The organism is Bacillus cytotoxicus NVH 391-98, assembly GCF_000017425.1.
GTDB lineage: Bacteria > Bacillota > Bacilli > Bacillales > Bacillaceae_G > Bacillus_A > Bacillus_A cytotoxicus.
The window spans coordinates 1,890,924-1,909,685 of sequence record NC_009674.1 but is presented as its reverse complement, the minus strand read 5'-3'; the positions used below and the strand labels follow the sequence as shown (position 1 = coordinate 1,909,685).

16 protein-coding genes and 1 pseudogene are annotated in these 18,762 nt (G+C 34.1%); 7 read left to right on the top strand and 10 right to left on the bottom strand.

The genetic code is table 11. The annotated features are described in order from the left end of the window. Window positions 1-41: 41 nt before the first annotated feature. The 3 genes from BCER98_RS09265 to BCER98_RS09255 all read right to left on the bottom strand — a co-directional run bounded on the left by BCER98_RS09265 (window position 42) and on the right by BCER98_RS09255 (window position 2,944). Complete coding sequence (locus tag BCER98_RS09265; RefSeq protein ID WP_012094278.1) at window positions 42-944, bottom strand: BadF/BadG/BcrA/BcrD ATPase family protein; 903 nt, start codon at window positions 942-944, stop codon at window positions 42-44. A 400-nt stretch (window positions 945-1,344) separates the two neighbouring features. Next, window positions 1,345-2,628, bottom strand: coding sequence for a PTS sugar transporter subunit IIC (locus BCER98_RS09260; RefSeq protein WP_012094277.1), 1,284 nt, complete (start codon window positions 2,626-2,628; stop codon window positions 1,345-1,347). Window positions 2,629-2,638: 10 nt separating this feature from the next. Continuing rightward, a complete protein-coding gene (locus BCER98_RS09255; RefSeq protein WP_012094276.1) occupies window positions 2,639-2,944 on the bottom strand; it encodes a PTS sugar transporter subunit IIB in 306 nt (101 codons plus the stop codon). A 251-nt stretch (window positions 2,945-3,195) separates the two neighbouring features. Between BCER98_RS09255 and BCER98_RS09250 the strand changes: the two genes are divergently transcribed. Next, the gene (locus BCER98_RS09250; protein WP_012094275.1) at window positions 3,196-4,749 is read left to right on the top strand and encodes a glycoside hydrolase family 10 protein; all 1,554 of its coding nucleotides are present in this window, start codon (window positions 3,196-3,198) and stop codon (window positions 4,747-4,749) included. Between the two features lie 55 nt (window positions 4,750-4,804). Here BCER98_RS09250 and BCER98_RS09245 read toward each other — a convergent pair whose 3' ends face one another. From BCER98_RS09245 to BCER98_RS09235, 3 genes are all read right to left on the bottom strand, one after another. Beyond that, window positions 4,805-5,638: a DUF3974 domain-containing protein gene (locus BCER98_RS09245; RefSeq protein WP_012094274.1), complete on the bottom strand. Its 834-nt coding sequence runs from the start codon at window positions 5,636-5,638 to the stop codon at window positions 4,805-4,807. 24 nt (window positions 5,639-5,662) lie between these two features. Next, window positions 5,663-6,769 (bottom strand): toxic anion resistance protein, encoded by a 1,107-nt coding sequence (locus BCER98_RS09240; RefSeq protein ID WP_041809726.1) that lies wholly within the window; start codon window positions 6,767-6,769, stop codon window positions 5,663-5,665. A 553-nt stretch (window positions 6,770-7,322) separates the two neighbouring features. Next, window positions 7,323-7,913 carry an O-methyltransferase gene (locus BCER98_RS09235; RefSeq protein WP_012094272.1) on the bottom strand — a complete coding sequence of 197 codons (591 nt, stop codon included), beginning with the start codon at window positions 7,911-7,913 and terminating at the stop codon, window positions 7,323-7,325. 293 nt (window positions 7,914-8,206) lie between these two features. Here BCER98_RS09235 and BCER98_RS22475 point away from each other — a divergent pair, with 293 nt between their 5' ends. Both BCER98_RS22475 and BCER98_RS09225 read left to right on the top strand, forming a co-directional pair. Beyond that, window positions 8,207-8,365 carry a hypothetical protein gene (locus tag BCER98_RS22475; RefSeq protein ID WP_012094271.1) on the top strand — a complete coding sequence of 53 codons (159 nt, stop codon included), beginning with the start codon at window positions 8,207-8,209 and terminating at the stop codon, window positions 8,363-8,365. A 298-nt stretch (window positions 8,366-8,663) separates the two neighbouring features. Next, window positions 8,664-9,240 (top strand): annotated as a pseudogene (locus BCER98_RS09225) (HD domain-containing protein); the annotation flags it as partial. Between the two features lie 400 nt (window positions 9,241-9,640). On the opposite strand, the gene BCER98_RS09220 reads toward BCER98_RS09225, so the two are convergent. The 3 genes from BCER98_RS09220 to BCER98_RS09210 all read right to left on the bottom strand — a co-directional run bounded on the left by BCER98_RS09220 (window position 9,641) and on the right by BCER98_RS09210 (window position 14,339). Continuing rightward, window positions 9,641-11,437, bottom strand: coding sequence for an ABC transporter ATP-binding protein (locus BCER98_RS09220; RefSeq protein ID WP_041809724.1), 1,797 nt, complete (start codon window positions 11,435-11,437; stop codon window positions 9,641-9,643). Further along, window positions 11,430-13,184, bottom strand: coding sequence for an ABC transporter ATP-binding protein (locus BCER98_RS09215; protein ID WP_012094268.1), 1,755 nt, complete (start codon window positions 13,182-13,184; stop codon window positions 11,430-11,432). The genes BCER98_RS09220 and BCER98_RS09215 overlap by 8 nt, the downstream gene beginning before the upstream one ends. A 270-nt stretch (window positions 13,185-13,454) precedes the next feature. Continuing rightward, the gene (locus tag BCER98_RS09210; RefSeq protein WP_012094267.1) at window positions 13,455-14,339 is read right to left on the bottom strand and encodes a GNAT family N-acetyltransferase; all 885 of its coding nucleotides are present in this window, start codon (window positions 14,337-14,339) and stop codon (window positions 13,455-13,457) included. A gap of 490 nt (window positions 14,340-14,829) precedes the next feature. Between BCER98_RS09210 and BCER98_RS09205 the strand changes: the two genes are divergently transcribed. Continuing rightward, on the top strand, window positions 14,830-15,615 hold the full coding sequence (locus tag BCER98_RS09205) for an arginase family protein (protein WP_012094266.1): 786 nt from the start codon (window positions 14,830-14,832) through the stop codon (window positions 15,613-15,615). A 158-nt stretch (window positions 15,616-15,773) separates the two neighbouring features. On the opposite strand, the gene BCER98_RS09200 is transcribed toward BCER98_RS09205, so the two are convergent. Beyond that, on the bottom strand, window positions 15,774-16,661 hold the full coding sequence (locus tag BCER98_RS09200; protein WP_012094265.1) for a CPBP family intramembrane glutamic endopeptidase: 888 nt from the start codon (window positions 16,659-16,661) through the stop codon (window positions 15,774-15,776). Window positions 16,662-17,060: 399 nt separating this feature from the next. Between BCER98_RS09200 and BCER98_RS09195 the strand changes: the two genes are divergently transcribed. From BCER98_RS09195 to BCER98_RS09185, 3 genes are all read left to right on the top strand, one after another. Beyond that, window positions 17,061-17,264 (top strand): cold-shock protein, encoded by a 204-nt coding sequence (locus BCER98_RS09195; protein ID WP_012094264.1) that lies wholly within the window; start codon window positions 17,061-17,063, stop codon window positions 17,262-17,264. 87 nt (window positions 17,265-17,351) lie between these two features. Further along, window positions 17,352-17,537: a cold-shock protein gene (locus tag BCER98_RS09190; protein ID WP_000286200.1), complete on the top strand. Its 186-nt coding sequence runs from the start codon at window positions 17,352-17,354 to the stop codon at window positions 17,535-17,537. A 128-nt stretch (window positions 17,538-17,665) separates the two neighbouring features. Beyond that, entirely contained in the window at window positions 17,666-18,604 is a 939-nt protein-coding gene (locus BCER98_RS09185) for an aldo/keto reductase (RefSeq protein WP_041809721.1), read from the top strand. Window positions 18,605-18,762: the final 158 nt, after the last annotated feature.

Genomic DNA, 18,762 nt, shown 5'->3' with positions numbered 1-18,762 from the left:
AGACATGCACATTCATAAGGGGATTATCATAACGGTCTTCCCTACCATATATCTTCTTTTTCGGCCATTAACATATACACCCCTTTTGCAGAGGAAACATCATTTTGAATGAAATGTATTTTCTCTTGTATGTTCTTTTCACAATTTGTTTTAAACTGAGCATATATTTCTGGTACGGAATTTAAAATTCCGCCTTTGACTGCAATCGAAATTGGCTCTTCAAACAGCATTCTCTTATACATATAATTCGTAATGTTAGCTAATTCTTCGCCTGCTCTTATTATAATCTGAAACGCATCCGTATTTCCTTGCTTAGCTGCCTCTACCACGATTGGAGCGATAGAAGCTACGTGATCTTTCGGTTTTGAATATATAAGCTGTTTTATATCTTCTGGTGTAACAATATGACATTTTTCTTGAATCACTTTACCCAGTTTACAAAAGGAGATTCCTTTATCATATGCACGTGTCATTCTTTTTAAAGCTTGTAAAGCAATCCAATACCCGCTTCCTTCATCTCCTAAAATATGTCCCCATCCACCGCTATACTCATATCTTTCCCCTTTCTTCCCTAGGCAAACAGCACCTGTGCCTGCTATCGTTAAAATACCATCGTTCCCTTCTAATAAAGCAGCATGCGCAATGATCGCATCATTATAGATTTCAATTTCCGTTTGATATTTTGTTATAAAACGTTCCTTTAATGTATGAATATCGATACTGTTTACACCTGCTAATCCTATCCCTATACAAGCACATTCTGTTTTACATAACCTTTGAAAACATTGATCGATTACTTCACAAATATGCGATATAGCTCGCTCATAATCCAATAAAACATTGCCAAAGCGACTCATTCCTCTGGCAATTTCTTTCCCATTTTTATCAAATGCTATTGCTTCTGTCTTCGTTCCACCACCGTCTACACCAATTATATATTTCACATTCTCACCTATCCTTCCATATGAGATAAAACAACATCTATCCCCTCTAAAGCTGCACCTTGCATGCAGTCAACAATATACATGACATCTCCTCTGTACTTTACTAAAAATTGTGATATACGTAAGCAACGTACAACCTATCAAAAACATAGTAAATCTGTGCAATCGCTACCATTTTGATGAATATGTCCCAACAACTGTCCGGATAATACGCGCTGACATACTTGTCCAATCCAAAAGCTATGCATTTGTGATACATATAGCATTTTTAAAACAATAGATTTGAACAAACGACAACGAATAGAAATCCCTTATAGCTAAATTTCATATTCATCCGTTCCACCTTCTCCTTTGTTTATGCTTAAAAAAGTGAGATCATCGAAATGACCCCACTTCTTCGTTACACCTTTACCGCATTTTCATTATCATTATTTTCTACTTCAAGCATATTTTTATCATACATTTTAAAGAATGGTAGATAAATAAAGAACGAAATTGCAATATTAATAAAGACGAGCACGATTGCCCTCCAATCTCCACCTGTTGCTAAATAGGCACCAATTGGAGCTGGCAATGTCCACGGAGGCATAATATAAGTTGGTGTAACAAGTCCGATTGCCGTTGCAGTATAAGCAACCGTCGCTGTTATTAATGGCGTAATAATAAAAGGAATAATTAATACGGGGTTTAATACAATTGGAAGTCCAAATATAACCGGTTCATTAATATTAAAAATACCTGGTACAATACAAGATCTTGATAATGCCTTGGAATATTTTGATTTACCAAATATAATCATCGCTAATACAAGCCCGAGCGTCTCTCCCGAACCACCAATCCAAATAAACCATTGATATAACGGCTCTGGTGCGATAAAAGGTATGCTGCTTGCACCATCAGCAACTGCTGCCGAGTTTTTCCCGAGATATACTTCCCATAAAGGACGAGCCACTGTTCCGACAACAGACACACCGTGTATACCAAACGACCAGAAAAATGTAATTAAAAATACAGGCAAAATAACACCGAAATAACTATCACCAGCTTTTACGAGTGGTGCAGCTAACTGGTCCACTACATGGTGTAAGTCGATACGAAAAACAACGGTAATAATACTTATAATAATAATGACAAAAGCAGCGGGTATAAGTGCTTCAAACGAACGAGAGACAGATGGTGGGACTTGCTCTGGCATCTTAATCATTACATCTTTTGACTTACAAAATCTTAAAATCTCAACTGATAAAATGGAAACGATCATTGTTACAAATAATCCGTGCCCTCCAAGGTTTGTCATCGGGAGCATAAAACCTTTCTGATCGATTAACTCCGGTGTTAAAGTTAGAAGTAATGAACAAACTGCAAGCTGCGCTCCGGATAAAGAATCTAACTTATAACTTTTCGCTAAATTATAGCCAATACCAAAAGCAATATAAAGCGACATAATAAACATCGTTAAGCGATACGGTATTAAAATACTCGTCTGATGTTTAGCTGCCCATACCGAAATAAAACTATCCTTTGGAAGCGGTGGAAAGGCCACGATGAGAAAAAAACTTCCTACAATGATAAATGGTAATGCTGAAATGACGCCATCTCGAATGGCTTGTAAATGCCTTTGCTCAGAAAGCCTTGCCATCGGACTTGACAAGTTATTCTCAAGAAATGAGATGAATTTATTCATCATACTCCCCCTAACCAACCAATTCATTTACAGCCTTTAATAACGCCGGTCCACCAAGTGGTGTATAAGCTTGCGGCGGAATAATGCCGCACGGAATAGATGCTGCATGTGCCACTTTTTTAATCGAATCATATCTATGCCTTACTTGCGGAGCAACCATAACAACATCCCAACCATTCTTTACTTCTTCTTCTATTTCACTCGTACCAATTGCGTGTACCACCATACTGCTTCCCTGTTTCTCAGCTTCTTTTTTTAAAGCGTTTACAACAATAGAGCTAGACATCCCTCCGGAACATACAAATAGAACTTTCATTTCATAATCCTCCTATACACTTTAAGTAATCTTGATCCTTTTATAAGGACTGCAAAACCACCAACGAAAAGAAGTTTTACGTTATTACAAATCATATGAAGTATGAAGACAAATTAGTGCTTATGAAATGAAGTTTCAGTAAAAATATTTTTTACGAAAAAATAAGATTAAATATTCTGTTTTCTCAATTGTGAATCTTACATTCACATGATACAGTAGTTTCAATAATAGAATATATAAGGAGGCATACAATGATTTCTAAAAAAAGATTCATAAGTTGTTGTAGCGCTTTTTTATTGATTCCTTTCCTATTCTTCAATACCACACGCACTGAAGCATCCACCTACTCTCCAAAACATGAATTACGCGCTGCATGGATCGCATCTGTCCTTAACATTGATTGGCCCTCTCAAACTGGCTTGTCTATCGAAAAACAAAAACAAGAGTTTATGAAACTACTAGATGATGTGAAAGGTGCTGGCATGAATGCAGTTGTTGTGCAAATCAAACCAACCACAGACGCTTTTTATCCTTCAAAATATGGACCTTGGTCTGAATATCTTACTGGGACACAAGGGAAAGACCCTGGCTATGACCCACTTGCATTTATGATTGAAGAATCCCACAAACGAAACCTTGAATTTCACGCTTGGATTAATCCTTATCGCATAACAATGAATCATACGGACTTAAATCGCTTAGCGGAAAATCACCCTGCAAGACAACATCCTGATTGGGTTGTATCTTATGGCGGCAAACTATACTATAATCCTGGCATTCCTGACGTACAAAACTTTATTACAGAAGGCGCGTTAGAAATTGTTCAAAATTACGATATTGATAGCCTCCATATGGATGATTATTTTTATCCTTACAAAGTAGCTGGTGAGGAATTTCCTGATCAAAACACATATGAAACTTATAATAACGGGAAATTTTCGAATATTGAAGACTGGCGCCGCCATAATGTAAATGAATTGGTTAAAAAATTAAATATAGCGATTAAATCTGAAAAGGCATATGTTAAATTCGGAATTAGTCCATTTGGTGTATGGAGAAATATTGCTGATGATCCAACAGGTTCTCATACAACTGCTGGTCAAAGAAACTATGATGATTTATACGCGGATACAAGAGAATGGATTCAAAAAGGATATATTGATTATATTACACCGCAAATTTATTGGAATATCGGTTTTGCTCCTGCTGCTTATGATATCCTTCTTGATTGGTGGGTAAAAGAAATTAAAAATAGACCGATTCACCTATATATTGGACAAGCTGCCTATAAAATAAATAATAATTCCGTTCCAGCTTGGTCTGACCCAGAAGAATATCCAAAACAAATTGCACTAAACCGTCAATATGCAGATATAAAAGGCAGTATGCACTTTAGTTTAAAAGATATTAATAACAATCCATTAGGGATGAAAGATCGACTACAACATGATATATATAAACATCCAGCCTTAATTCCACCTATGCCTTGGCTTGATAACGATCCACCAAAACAACCTACTTTAAAAGGAGCAATCGCTAGAGATGAAGGAATTGCTTTAGGGATCATCAATGACAGAGACAATGACTCTGCCTACTATGCGATTTACCGCGTAAACGGGAAAAATGACGTTGATACTCAAAACCCGAAAAACTTAATTACAACTGTACGAAAAACAAGACTTGGAGAAATTTATGTTGATAAAACAGCTATACAAGGAGAAACGTATACGTATGCTGTAACTGCATTGGATCGCTTGCATAATGAAAGTGTTCCTTCTAGTAAAACGACTGTGAAAGCGAAATAATCAAAATAAAATCCCCCGCTTCATTGGCGGAGGATTTTATTTTACACCTTGTTTTTTACTTATTTTTAAATTTCTCCGTCGCCGCTCTCATCTTCACATTTAAATCATAGTCGATGGAATCGCGAATATCACGCTCTACTGCTTCCATTTCTTTTTGGAAGTTTTGCAAATACATTTTCAGCTCTTCTTCTTTTTCTAGACGTTGTGATGGTGGCAGCTGAGCCACTAGCGACAGCATATCAATTAAGTCTTTCATTAAGAAAGTTTCCAGTTTATGTTGTTGCTCAAACATGCGTTGTTCTTGATAGTAAGGAAGTGCCTGTAAAACTGAAATTGTTATTTCATCAACCGTTCTTTGTAATGAAGGGGTAATAGATCGTTTATAGGCTTGAATTGTCTTTAACGCATCTGGATAACGATCATAAAAATACAATTGATAAAACGACAAATCTGTTGGTTTTATGGATTGCTGCGCTTCTTGTCTGAGGAACTCTTTTACCTTCATGACAGCTATGTCCATGTCCTCGTTCGTAATCTTTTTCGTTGATTTTGCCATACTATGCACTTTTTTTTGTCTATCTTTTGGTAGCATCGAGAAAACTTGTTCTCTTGTCCGTTGATTTGCTACACAAAAAAGCGTATTAAAAGCTTTCTGTTCCTTTTTCCCTTCCGTACGAATCCAGCGATAAAAGAGTGGATGCTGCGTAAATTCTTGCAAAAACGGTGTCGATTTATTGGAAAGCTTCTCAATGGATTCATGCGCTCGCTTATACGGCTTTGCCCATGATAAATATCGTTTCCGTCCAAAATACACAAGAAGAACAACGATTGTAAAACCAATGAGTAGTAACGTTCCAATGAGTAGTAAAACCATTTTTATGAAACCCATCTTTTCACCTCCTCTAATACATCTTTATTTTTTAGGACGCTGCATGAGCTTTTGTTTCATTTCCTCATTAAATGTATCCAGCTCTATCACAAACTTTTTGCTTGATTCAATAATGCGTTCTGAAGATTTCTCAGATGCTTCAATTGCCGCAAATACATTTTGGAATGATTCGCGCAATTTCTCCATACTGATTGCTGGATTTTCAAGCAACTGCGTCGTTTCTTCTGTATTTTGTTTTAAAGCTTGTGAGTTACTTAATACCATCGATTCTATCGCTTCATTTGTCGCGTTCACTGCATCAATCGTCTTACGCTGATTTGTTAAAGCGAGTTGAATCGCTGCTGAAACCGTTACTACGTTTTGCGTCATTGTAATGGCGTTCCGAATTGCTTCTGTTAATTTTTCATTATTTTTCTTAATAATATCTACAGAGGCAATCGATTGTAATAACACACTTTTCGCTTGCTGCATGTTTCTTGTTCGCACAAGAATTTTTTCTAATGCATCATTGATTAATGGAATATCTTTTTGACGCTCTGGATTTTGTTTTTCCGCTTCCAGCATGCTCGCCAATTTTTTTCCTAAATACACTTGTTTATCAAGTGCATGAATCTTATCATAAGACTGCTCCTTTAACATTTCTAAGCCAACTGTATCTTCTTGTAGATTATCTCGGCCAATTAATAATGAGCGAATAATTTCCTCAATTTGTTTATCTATGGATTGATATTTATAAACGTATGTTTCAAGCGGATTTTTCTTAAATACTTTAAACATCAATTTCTTCATGCCCGATGCTTTTAATGAATTCGGATCAAGTTCTGAGACTACTTTACGTAATTCTAAAAGTGTATTTGGAATTTCCTCGTTTTTTCCATTCATCATCGCAGTCACAGGACGTTTTAGCGCGGATAATGTCTGTCCTGCTGCTTGTTGTTCTTTATCACCTAGATCTCCAAGTTGCGATAAAACTTTTGAAAGATCCGTATTGTGTTCACTATTTAATTTCTGTACATAAAGATCAGCTTCTTTATTCAGTTCAACAAGTTCTTCTTCTTTAATAACTGTATCCACAACTTCTATATGATCTTTTACCATCGATACAGATTCTTTTTTCTCTAATTCTGTCAACAAAATCGCTCCTTTTATTTATATGTGCAAAATGATTTGCACTATATTTATACACGAATTTTCCATTTATTTTTACAAGACCCTGCTTATGCAGTCATTTCTATTTCTTACTGTAAGTATACCTTTTTTCTACTTTATTTTCCTCAGACTTAAGACCTAGAAAGTTACGTGCTGAAGGCGTATTCTTCTTTATATTTCACTGCTCATCATAATGTAAAAAATGCCCTTTATTTTATCCCACCATTTTAGGGCAGTAACAGCCCGATTGGTGAGGGCTCATAATCAGTGAGGGATGAAGAGTCCTCCACTGATTTGATTAAAGTTTCACTTTATTTGTGCTTTCGGTAACTGAAACAACACAGCATCTATATATCTCCATCTTTGACACTATTCCTTTTCAATATCCCGAAATTGAATCACTTTATATCTTTAACGAAACATGGTCTCATATCACACTGCATCATTTGACACATAAGCTTTTTTCATGTCATAATCCGATTGGAAATAATTTATATTTTTAGTTTCCAACTTTATCTTATTCAATTCTATGGCTTCATTTTTTTCTTGCTACAAACGCTCCTTTTTGAAAAGTTAGCAACGCCGTTTCAAATGCATCATCCTCTTCTATCATGTGCATAAATGTAGTTAGTTCATTTGCATGTGAAGTGGCATTATCAATAACGAGAAACCCTTTTGGCTGTAATATGCGCTTTATATGTTCCCACCACCACATATATTGAGTACGCTCTGAATCTAGAAATATAAAATCAAATGAATCGTCAACTTGCGCATCTAAAAATGCTCCTGCCTCTTGATTATGAATATCGATTCTGTGCATGAGAATTGCTTTTTCAAAGTTTACAAGCGCCTCCGCAACTCGTTCTGAAGAAAGTTCAACTGTCGTAACTTTTCCGTCTGTTTCCTCACATGCACTTGCTAACCATAATGTTGAATATCCATTTGAAGTACCAATTTCTAAAACTTTTTTTGCTTGACATCCTTTGATGAAAAGTGATAAAAATTGTCCCATTTCGCGCGAAATATTTCTTAATTTTTCCTCCCGCTTATCTGTTTTACTGTCATGTTCTTCTCCATATCGCTCAAGTTCAAACAATAACGATTCTAAAGAGCGCACATTATTCATCGCCTTTCCAACAAATTTAATAATAAAAAAATTGATGAGAAAGTTGATTCTGTTTGTCTATCTTTCATTATATGCGAAATGCTTTCCTTTTTCCTGTTATAAGACAAAAAAATGAATTTTTTATGGCAAATTGTTTCATTTTTTGATACAGTTAATTTCTACGTGCATTTATATCATTCATAATATTTTCTATTTAAAATCCAATTCACTTTAATCGGTATTTCAAGTGTAAAAAGCGCCGTTTTGGACGTATTTTCTTCTAGTAACTATTCATAAGAAAGGATGCTTTAAATATGAACGTGATCAATTTAGATATGGCTAGAAAACGAAAGCAACATAAAAAGCAAATGATAACTATACCGATTATTAAACGAATTTATGAAGAGGACGGAGAGATTAAATTTGAAGTATTAGGCGAAAAAGACGTTCCTCTTGAGCTCTTGGAAAAATAAATCAAACATCTAGTAGAGCTCCTCCTCTATGTAATTCTGAGGTGAGGAGTTCTTATTTTGATTCTTATTAATAAAAATAAAACGCTATCTAGATTACAGATATAGAGTGGAACTTTAATCAATAACTCTTTTTCACTTCGCATCGAATTCGTACTCATTGGGTAAAAATATAAACTAGAGAATTACATTCTATCTATTTTATACATATCCCTTCACTCTAAATCATTCATTCCATGAAAAAAAGGGTTTTTCTTTTTTCTATCGAATGAATGATTAAAAATATAAGGGATGGATATATATGAATAAAATATTATTAGAAAAAGCCTCTTATTTATCTTCCGAGGAACAACATCACTTGAGAAGAGCTATATTATTTGCTAAGCAAGCGCATGATGGTCAATATCGCCAAACTGGAGAACCATATATTAATCATCCTTTTGCGGTAACAGAAATATTATTAAATTATAAGGCGGATATAGTAACGTTAATTGCTGCATTGCTACATGACGTCGTCGAAGATACTTCCTATTCACTTAAGCAAGTTCAATCTCTTTTCGGTCATACTGTCAGTTATATTATAGATGGATTAACGAAAGAAGAAAAACAGCACGGGCAAGAAAAAGAACTATATGACGCTATGAACTTAAAAAAATTTTTACTCGCTTCACAAAAAGATATTCGCGTCGTAATGATTAAAGTAATAGATCGCCTTCATAATATACACACATTAAGTGTTAAAAAGCCTGCTAAACAAGTTGCTTATGCTAATGAAACATTAAAGCTGTTTTGCGCCCTTGGCAAAAAAGTTAGGCTTATCTCATATTCAACATGAATTAGAAAATATATCTTTTCAATACCTTCATAGAGAAAAACATTGGATTTTTGTTTTACACAGCTGTCCATATTCTTACATATCGCTCTCTCTTTCTCATGTCACTTTTAATAGACTTCAAACATATAATATTTATATATTAAATTGGAGGTGATGAAATCATGAACTATCGTAACAGTTCCTCTAACAATAAAACCAATCGTCCTTCATCCTCTCAACCTTCCAATTCTTCTGAGCGGCAAAGCAAATTACAACAGCAAGGATATAAAAAGAAAAAAGGCTGTAATTGCAATAAAAAATAGCTAAACAACTCATGTAACAAAAGGAGCATTCTTAAAGATTGCTCCTTTTGTTCGTAATGAAACCTTTCCTTACCTTTCGCTTGTCAATTGAAAAAACGATTTCTCATTTGAAGAGAAATCGCTTTTTATCAACATTTTGATTTAAATTTTAAATTGACTTGTGTACATACCATAATAAACCCCTTCCTTTTCCATTAGTAATGTATGGTCACCTCTTTCAATAATTTTCCCATCTTGAATAACAAGAATTTGATCAGCTTCTTCAATTGTCTTTAAGCGATGAGCAATGACAAAACTTGTTTTCCCCTTCATTAAACGATGTAATCCAGCTTGAATTTGCAATTCCGTTCTTGTATCAATATTTGATGTCGCTTCATCTAAAATTAAAATATCTGCATCAGCTAAAATCGCTCTTGCAATTGCAAGTAACTGTTTTTGTCCTTGACTTAAATTGGCTCCTTCTGATGCTATTTTTGTTTCATATCGATTTGGTAAATGCTTAATAAAAGAATGCGCCGAAGCAGCTTTAGCTGCAGCAATGACTTCTTCATCACTTGCATCCAATCGTCCATAGCGAATATTATCCATAATTGTTCCAGCAAATAAATACGTATCTTGTAAAACTACACCGATTTTGCTTCGCAATGAAGAAATATCATACTCTTTTATATTCGTTCCATCGATTTTAATTTGCCCTTTATGAATATCATAAAACCGTGTTAACAAGTTAATAATCGTTGTTTTTCCAGATCCAGTCGTCCCTACAAGCGCGATCGTTTCACCTGGGCTTGCTTGCAAGCTAACGTCTTTTAAAATCTCTTTTTCTTTCTCATATCCAAATGAAACATGATCAAATATCACATTACCTTCTAATTTCTGAACAACAATTGGATTTTTTTTATTTTGAATTTCTGGCACTTCATCCATAATTTCAAAAACACGCTCTCCTCCAGCAACTGCTGCTTGAATGGTATTCATAAGTGTAGCAAATTGACTCAGCGGCCTTGAAAATTGACGAGAATAGTTAATAAATGAAGCAATAATTCCTACTGTTGTCATTCCAGTTAAAACCATAATTGATCCTGTTCCAATAACAAGCCCCATCCCTAAATTGTTAATGAAATTCATACTCGGAAAAATGAATGCCGAAAAGGTATCTGCCTTTGTCGCAGAGACTCTCAGTTTTTCATTAATCGTATTAAATTTATGAACGGTTTCTTTTTCTTTTCCGTATAATGTGATTACATTTGCTCCTGTAATCGCTTCTTCAATAAAGCCATTTAATTCTCCTAAATCTTGTTGACGCTTCGCAAAATTTTTCCCGCTATAGGCAACTAATCTTTTTGTCACAAAAAACATAATCGGGACCGTAATAAGAGTTACAATTGCTAAAATCCAATCTAGTGCAAACATAGCAATCGTTACACCAACAAATGTTAAAGCAGATGAGATAATTTGGACGACGCTCTGCGTTAAAGCTTGATTTAAATTGTCAATATCATTTGTTACGCGACTCATTAAATCCCCTTGAGAACGCATATCAAAAAATCGAAGAGACAATGTCTGGATTTTTTCAAAAAGATCTTGGCGTATTTTTTGAATTGTTTTTAATGCAACATTCACCATCATAAAGGTTTGCAGCCAAGTTAAAAATACGGTTACACTATAAATGGCCGTAAGGAGTATACACATTTTAACTGTCCCATGTAAGTCTCTTGGTATAATATATTCATCAATAATAACTCCTATATAATACGGTCCTAGTAAACCTAATAACGTGGTCGCAATTACAAGCATAACAACGAAAATAAGAGCCACTTTTTGATACCCCATATAGGTCCAAATTCTCATTATTGTGCCTTTTGTATTTTTTGGCTTTCCACCTTTTACGTTGTTACGCCCATTTTTATTTGCAAACTGCCCTTGGAAATTACGCATTTTCTTTCCCTCCTTCTTCATATAAACTACCACCTTGGGAAAGATAAATTTCTTGATATACTTTACATGACCTTATTAAATTTTCATGTGTTCCGTTTCCAACTAACTTGCCATTATCCAAGACAAGTATTTGATCCGCATCGATAATCGATGAAATTTTTGATGCAATGAAAAATGTTGTTGTTCCTGTATATGTACCCTTTAATGCTTCTTGTATGATTTTTTCTGATTTTGCATCTACTGCCGAAGTAGAATCATCGAGCACAAGTATAGCAGGTTGCCGTACAAGCGCTCTTGCAATAGATAAACGTTGCTTTTGACCACCGGATAAGTTTGTTGCTCCTTGTGTTAACTGATAGCGGTATGCATCTTCTAACTTATAAATAAACTCCGTCGCACAAGCTGCCGCCGCTGCTACTTCTAATTCTTCTGCCGTTGCATTTTCCTTTCCATACTTTAAATTCTCCTCAATCGTTCCTGAAAATAACAATGCCTTTTGAGGTACAACTCCGATAGAAGCACGCAATGTTTGTAAATCATATAATTTCACATTCACACCATCAATGTAAATGTCACCTTGGTCAACATCATACAAACGCGGAAGTAATTTCATTAAAGTAGACTTACCACTTCCCGTAGATCCGATCACTCCTACCTTCTCACCTTTTTGGACTTTAAACGAAATATTTTTCAAAACGTACTCATCGTTTTTACTGTAACTGTAACTTACATTTTTAAACTCAATATTCCCACTTATTTTCTTAGGCTTATACATGTCTGCTTCATTCGTAATATCCACTTTCGTGTCAAGCACTTGTTGTACACGATCAGCAGATGAAAATGCACGTGAAATTTGAATAAATACCATACTAATAGACATAAGCGACATCAAAATAATATTTAAATAGTTAATAAATGCTAAGATCGCTCCGACTTGGAGAGTGTCATGAAATACTTTTTCCCCACCCATCCATAATGTAGCTACAATACCTCCATTTACAACAAGCATAATAATTGGCATCATAAGTGAAATCATTTGTACTGCATACGTACTAACTCCTGTTAAATGCTTATTCACTTTCTTAAATTGAGAAATTTCATATTTTTGTCTTACATATGCTTTGACGACACGAACACCGGATAAATTTTCTTGCAGTTTTGTATTTACTTTATCTAAAGCTTCTTGTACGCGCTTAAACGAACCGCTAGCTCGCCCAGCTATAAAAACAATCGCAACAAATAAAATTGGTACAACGACAAGTAAAATAGAAAATAAATCTCTTGCTGTAACGAAAACGATAATAATACTTCCTATAAATAATAAAGGTCCACGGACAAGAACACGTAATGTCATCGTCATTGCTGCTTGAATAGATGTAATATCATTTGTTACAATTGTAAGCAATTTACCTGTTCCAAATGAATCACGATTTTTACTAGAAAATGTCTCAATTTTTGTAAAAACATCTTTTCTAATATCTGTTGCAAAATTCACCGCAGCTTTCGTAGAATACAGCATACAACCTAAACCACCAATTAATCCCATCCCTGCTGCACCGATCATAAGAAGTCCCATCTTCATGACATAATGAAAATCTTGCTGCGCAATACCAATATCGATAATGTGCTGCATAATCGTCGGTTGAATTAAGTCCATCGCTACTTCAAGTACCATGAATAACGGTCCAATCATCGCAAAGAACATGTATGGTTTTAAATATTGCAATAATTTCCGGAATGATTTCATACACTTTCTCCTTTTTCTATTAAATTGACATTTTATAATTGATATATCTCCTCCTTCTACTCTTCTATATATCGGCTTCCCCTCTACTACTATTATATTCTACAGGTTAATATTTAACATTATTAATTGATAAAATATTAACCTTTTATTCGTCAATGTATTCTTATTTTCATCCCATAAGGAAACCGCACTCTTTTGCAAGAATGCGGTTTTCCTCGGATTCAATTGAAAACTCAAGTAATTCGTTTTCGAATCCTTTATTTATGCACATTAAAACTCAGTTAAAATTGGAAATTTACATCGATTGAACTGGATGTTATGATTACTTCGAACCATTAAATACTTACCGGAGTGAAATTCTTGATATGTTACGTCTTCAATCCCTAGTTCATCTGGATGAAAATAAAATTCAATTTCTGTAAATCTTTCAGGAATTTCACTACATATTTCATCTAAAATTGGGAAAACTGGTGCAAACACACCGAATAGTTTTAATGTTTTCTTCTCTACTTCATACACGATTATTGCGTCTAATTTTTCTGAATAGTAGAGCTTATCGTTCCATTTGTCCTCATACATATTGAAATAAAAAGAAGATTTATAGTTTAAGGTTGAAAACATATTAGAAAGCGTCTGACTCTCCTCTATCTTTTCTTTTATGAACTGAATATCTTCTTCATGATAAAAATTCAATTTTCGGAGTGATGAATCTGTCTTCTCACCACTTTCATATGATAATGTCATTAGATATTCTTTTAAAACTTGAAATCCAAAATACTCATAGAATTCCGGATTCTCTGTGAATAAGATTGCACAGTCGTACTGTCTATCAATTTGTTCTAATACTTTAGAAAAAAGTTGCTTCATCAAACCTCTCTGCCGATACTCAGGATGCGTCATAACCGACTGAATCCCCACTGCATTCACAACATTTCCATTCACAAGTAATGGAAGTGTAAAACTAGAAACATTCGCAATTACTTTTTCTTCATGAACAAACGAAACTGGTTTATATGTATGATCCCAAAATCCTCTCGCATCGAAATCTTGCAACATTTTCTCAGAAACACCAAATACTTCCTCGAATAACGAAAATAACTGTTCCTTTCTTGGTTCTTTTACAAAAAAACTTTCAAAAGTAGCACTATTCCCCATATTGTCCCTCCATAATACTTATTCCATCAATTTCATTATATTATATTTTTTTATTAGCGGAGTACACCGCTTTCAAATCAATATATTATCACAAAATATAACAAAAAAGCTTCATTATATTATTTTATTCCGCAAAATATATTTGTTACAAATCAATTTTAAAATGCAATTCCCACTTGCGCTACCGCTTTACACATATAAATTCCCTTCCCTCTACACTTCCAACAATATATTATCGTAATATACATATTCACTAAAATTATATTTCTTCTAAATAATAATCATAAGATTATTCTGTTTATCCCGCATTAACTGCCCGTAACAACCCGATTGGGGATGCCTCATAATCAATGGAGGATGAAGAAAATTCCTACTGATTCAAGTTTCACTTTATTTATGTGAATTTCTACTCAACTCCCTATACAAATAAGCATTTCATTTTGTACTCTTTCAAATTTATGCTAGAGTTATAGAAAGGAGATGAATAAATATGAGTTTATTAAATAATGGTTTAACTTTTCTTCATTTTGATGAAACGTATCGATTACAAAATAAACTTCATTCTTATTCACATGAAGATATTGATTTTCGTCATTTGGAACATTCAAATTTATACTGTGAGAAAAGTGCATTGCAGCACATTCAAGCAAAATTACATAATCGAAAACAAAAAGGCATTACCTTTATCGGCTCTGGTAACTATCATTACGTATCATATTTACTTATTCAAGAAGTATTAAAACCTTTCACCCTCATTCTGTTTGATCATCATACAGATATGAATCTATCTCCTTCTCAAGAAAGGAATATGATTTCTTGCGGATCATGGGTTTCATTTGCATTGCGAAACAATGATATGCTTCAAAAAGTAATCATTGTCGGGCCTTCTTCGTTTCAAATCCATTCTTCCGAACATTCAAAAATAGAAATTTTTCCAGTGGAAGGTTCACATATCGTCTCTTTACATACAATCCTTTCTCATATTCAAACCGATACGATTTATATAAGTGTGGATAAAGATGTTTTAGATCCGAAAGACACTGTCACAAATTGGGATCAAGGTCACATGAAATTATCGACATTATTAAGCTATATTCGCTCCATGATTGACAAAAAAGAAGTATATGGAATTGATATTTGTGGAGAAATGCCAGTTTCACCTCCTCAAATATTTATTCCAAAATATCAAGAAGCGATTATGAAAAATGAAATGGCAAACATACAAATTTTAAACACGATTTTGCAAACATCCAAACAATACAGTTCTGTAAAGTAATACGCTAGCTATTTTAGGACGGCACTGAAAAAGTGATTACTTCGAAGAAACAACATGTATTTTATGAAAATGTTAAGAATAAAAAAGAGTCCGCCACCTCTGTATATAGTGGGTGATAGACTCCTTTTGATTATGAAGTCGACTTTTTCAGTGACCTCCTATTTTAGCACTCTTTGTTTATTATTCAATTGTTTCCATAATATGATGGAAGCAACAACAAGCATAATTGTTGTAATTACACTTCCTTCAATTCCGAACGCTCCTCCATGCAAAGCATCTGGTCCATTTGTCGTCGATCGAAAAAACGGTGTAGAAAATATAGTTGTCCCACTAACTGCAAAACCATATACATTGTACTGCGCCCAATTCCATATCGAATGCCAAGCACAAATTCCCGAAAGGCTATTATCTTTTAATACGTATAAAGCAGCAAACACACCAACTAATATAATATTTGTAATAGATAAGATGGTAACACCGGGATTTAGCAAATGTAGAAACCCAAATAAAAGAGAAGTTACCATAACGCCGATCCATATACGACTTCTAACAGATATAACCGGGAACAACCATCCTCTTACAATGATTTCTTCTGTGGCACCTTGTATGAGAAATGCAACGAAAGAACTTAAAATTCCTAATATAGCTGTAATCGTCATATGTTGCATTTGCAGCTGTACAAATCCTGTTATAACTAGGAACACAACAGGGAGAGAAATGAGTAGAAACCCTATAAACGCTCCTTTTATGTATTTTTTAAAAAATTGATTTTTCCAAAATCCAATGGATGAGAACGGTCTTTTCTCTATAAAGCGCACCCATAGAAATACAATAAAAGTTGCTCCTCCAAACGTTAAAATCATCTGTATATTAGCGTAAATCCCTTTCATAAATGTTGTTTCTGCTTTTGGTAAAAATAACATAAACAATATAAATACTTCACCAAGTATTATAAATAGAATAGATAATATAACTGCAAAAATTGGATGGACCTTCTTCTTCCCTTCTTTTGCGGCTTCAATAACTTTGTATTCAGTATGTCTCATTTTTCCACCTCCTAATACATTTTACCATTATATTACAATACGGTCACGCAGATTCCTTCTCTTTTCTTTTTCTCACAACTCTTGACATCTTAACAATTTGTTATACAAATACACTTTCTCTTCCTCCGTGATAGCAATATAAGTGATGATATCTGTCTATATGTTTCAAATTCCGATTCCTATATTTCTTCATAATCATTCCAGCACTTGCTATTTCTCACCATATGCTGTAAAATGAAATTTAAGGTTCAATGGAATAACATTCATTTCACATATTATCAAACATCCATAAGGAATGTTTTTCCTTCTTCATGGGTTTTTGATAATATGTGAATGTTTATTTTCGTCTAAATAAGACTGATCATATTATAATTTTTTTATTTTCAGGAGGCATTTGCCATGACATTAACAGGTAAAGTAAAATGGTTTAACAGCGAAAAAGGTTTCGGTTTCATCGAAGTTGAAGATGGTAACGATGTATTCGTTCATTTCTCAGCTATTACTGGCGAAGGATTTAAAACTCTTGACGAAGGTCAAGAAGTGAACTTCGAAGTTGAAGAAGGCAATCGTGGACCTCAAGCAAAAAACGTTGTAAAGTTATAATCCAAACAATAAAAAAAGGTTGTTACCAAGCACGGTTAACAACCTTTTTATATATAATTCAAATTTTTACATAAAAGGAGTGGTCATATGTATCGCAATCGCAAGAACGATGTAGCAGAAGTACCACCAGAACAAACCCCTGTTTGGGAATGTGAATCAGAGGATTGTTTAGGATGGATGAGAAAAAACTTTTCATTTGAAGAAGAGCCAAAATGCCCTTTATGTAAAAGTAATATGAAAAGCGGAGAACGATTACTACCTAAATTAGGATAATATTTACACATCCCCTCTTATCTTATGATAGGAGGGGATTTTATTTTTATAAATAATCATAATATTTTCATTTCAATTATTATTCTGGTATCCTTTAAATTAGATACTTAAAAGGAGTTGAAATGATAATGAATAAGAAAGTCCAACTTGGTAATACCGATTTATATGTCAATCCTATTGGATTTGGAACAAACGCTGTTGGAGGTCACAATCTGTATCCAAATTTAGATGAAGAAGTTGGAAAAGATTTAGTTCGAACTGCGCTACATAATGGAATTAACTTTTTGGATACAGCATACATATACGGACCTGAACGATCTGAGGAGTTAATTGGTGAAGTACTACAAGAAACAAAAAAGCGTTCAGAAGTTATTCTTGCTACAAAGGGTGCTCATAAAATAGTAGGCAATGATATTGTTTTTGATAACTCTCCTGCATTTTTAACCCGCTCTGTAGAAGATAGTTTAAAGCGCCTGAAAACAGATTATATCGATTTATACTATATTCATTTCCCTGATGACAATACACCAAAAGATGAAGCTGTCGGTGCCTTACAGCGTTTAAAAGAAGAAGGAAAAATAAGAGCAATTGGTGTATCAAATTTTTCGATTGATCAATTAAAAGAAGCTAACCAAAATGGTTATGTTGATGTATATCAAGGAGAGTATAATTTATTAAAACGAGATGCAGAAATTGATTTATTACCCTATGCGAAAGAAAATAACATTTCATTTATACCATACTTCCCTCTAGCTGCCGGTTTATTGGCTGGTAAATACAATAAAGATATGAAGTTTCATGATTTACGTGCCGATATGCCTCATTTCCAAGGTGAATCGTTTAAAGAAAATTTAGAAAAGGTAGAGAGAATCCGTCAAATTGCTCATGCAAAACAGACAGAAATAGCTCATGTAGTACTTGCTTGGTATTTAACAAGAGATTCCATTGACGCTTTAATACCAGGTGCAAAAAGAGTCGATCAAATACTTGATAATTTAAAAACATTAGATATCCATCTAACAGACGACGAAATTCGTCAAATAGATCTTCTATTTAAAGTAAAGTAATAATCTTCTTGGACTTTTCCTACACGTTTCTTCCAATAACTAAAAAACCGGTGGAGAAAATAGATTATCTCCACCGGTTTTGTTATTTTTTTATTCTTTTCCTTCATCCGCTTATTTAAGAAGATTGTAAGGCATGACAATGTGCAGCGTCATAAAGA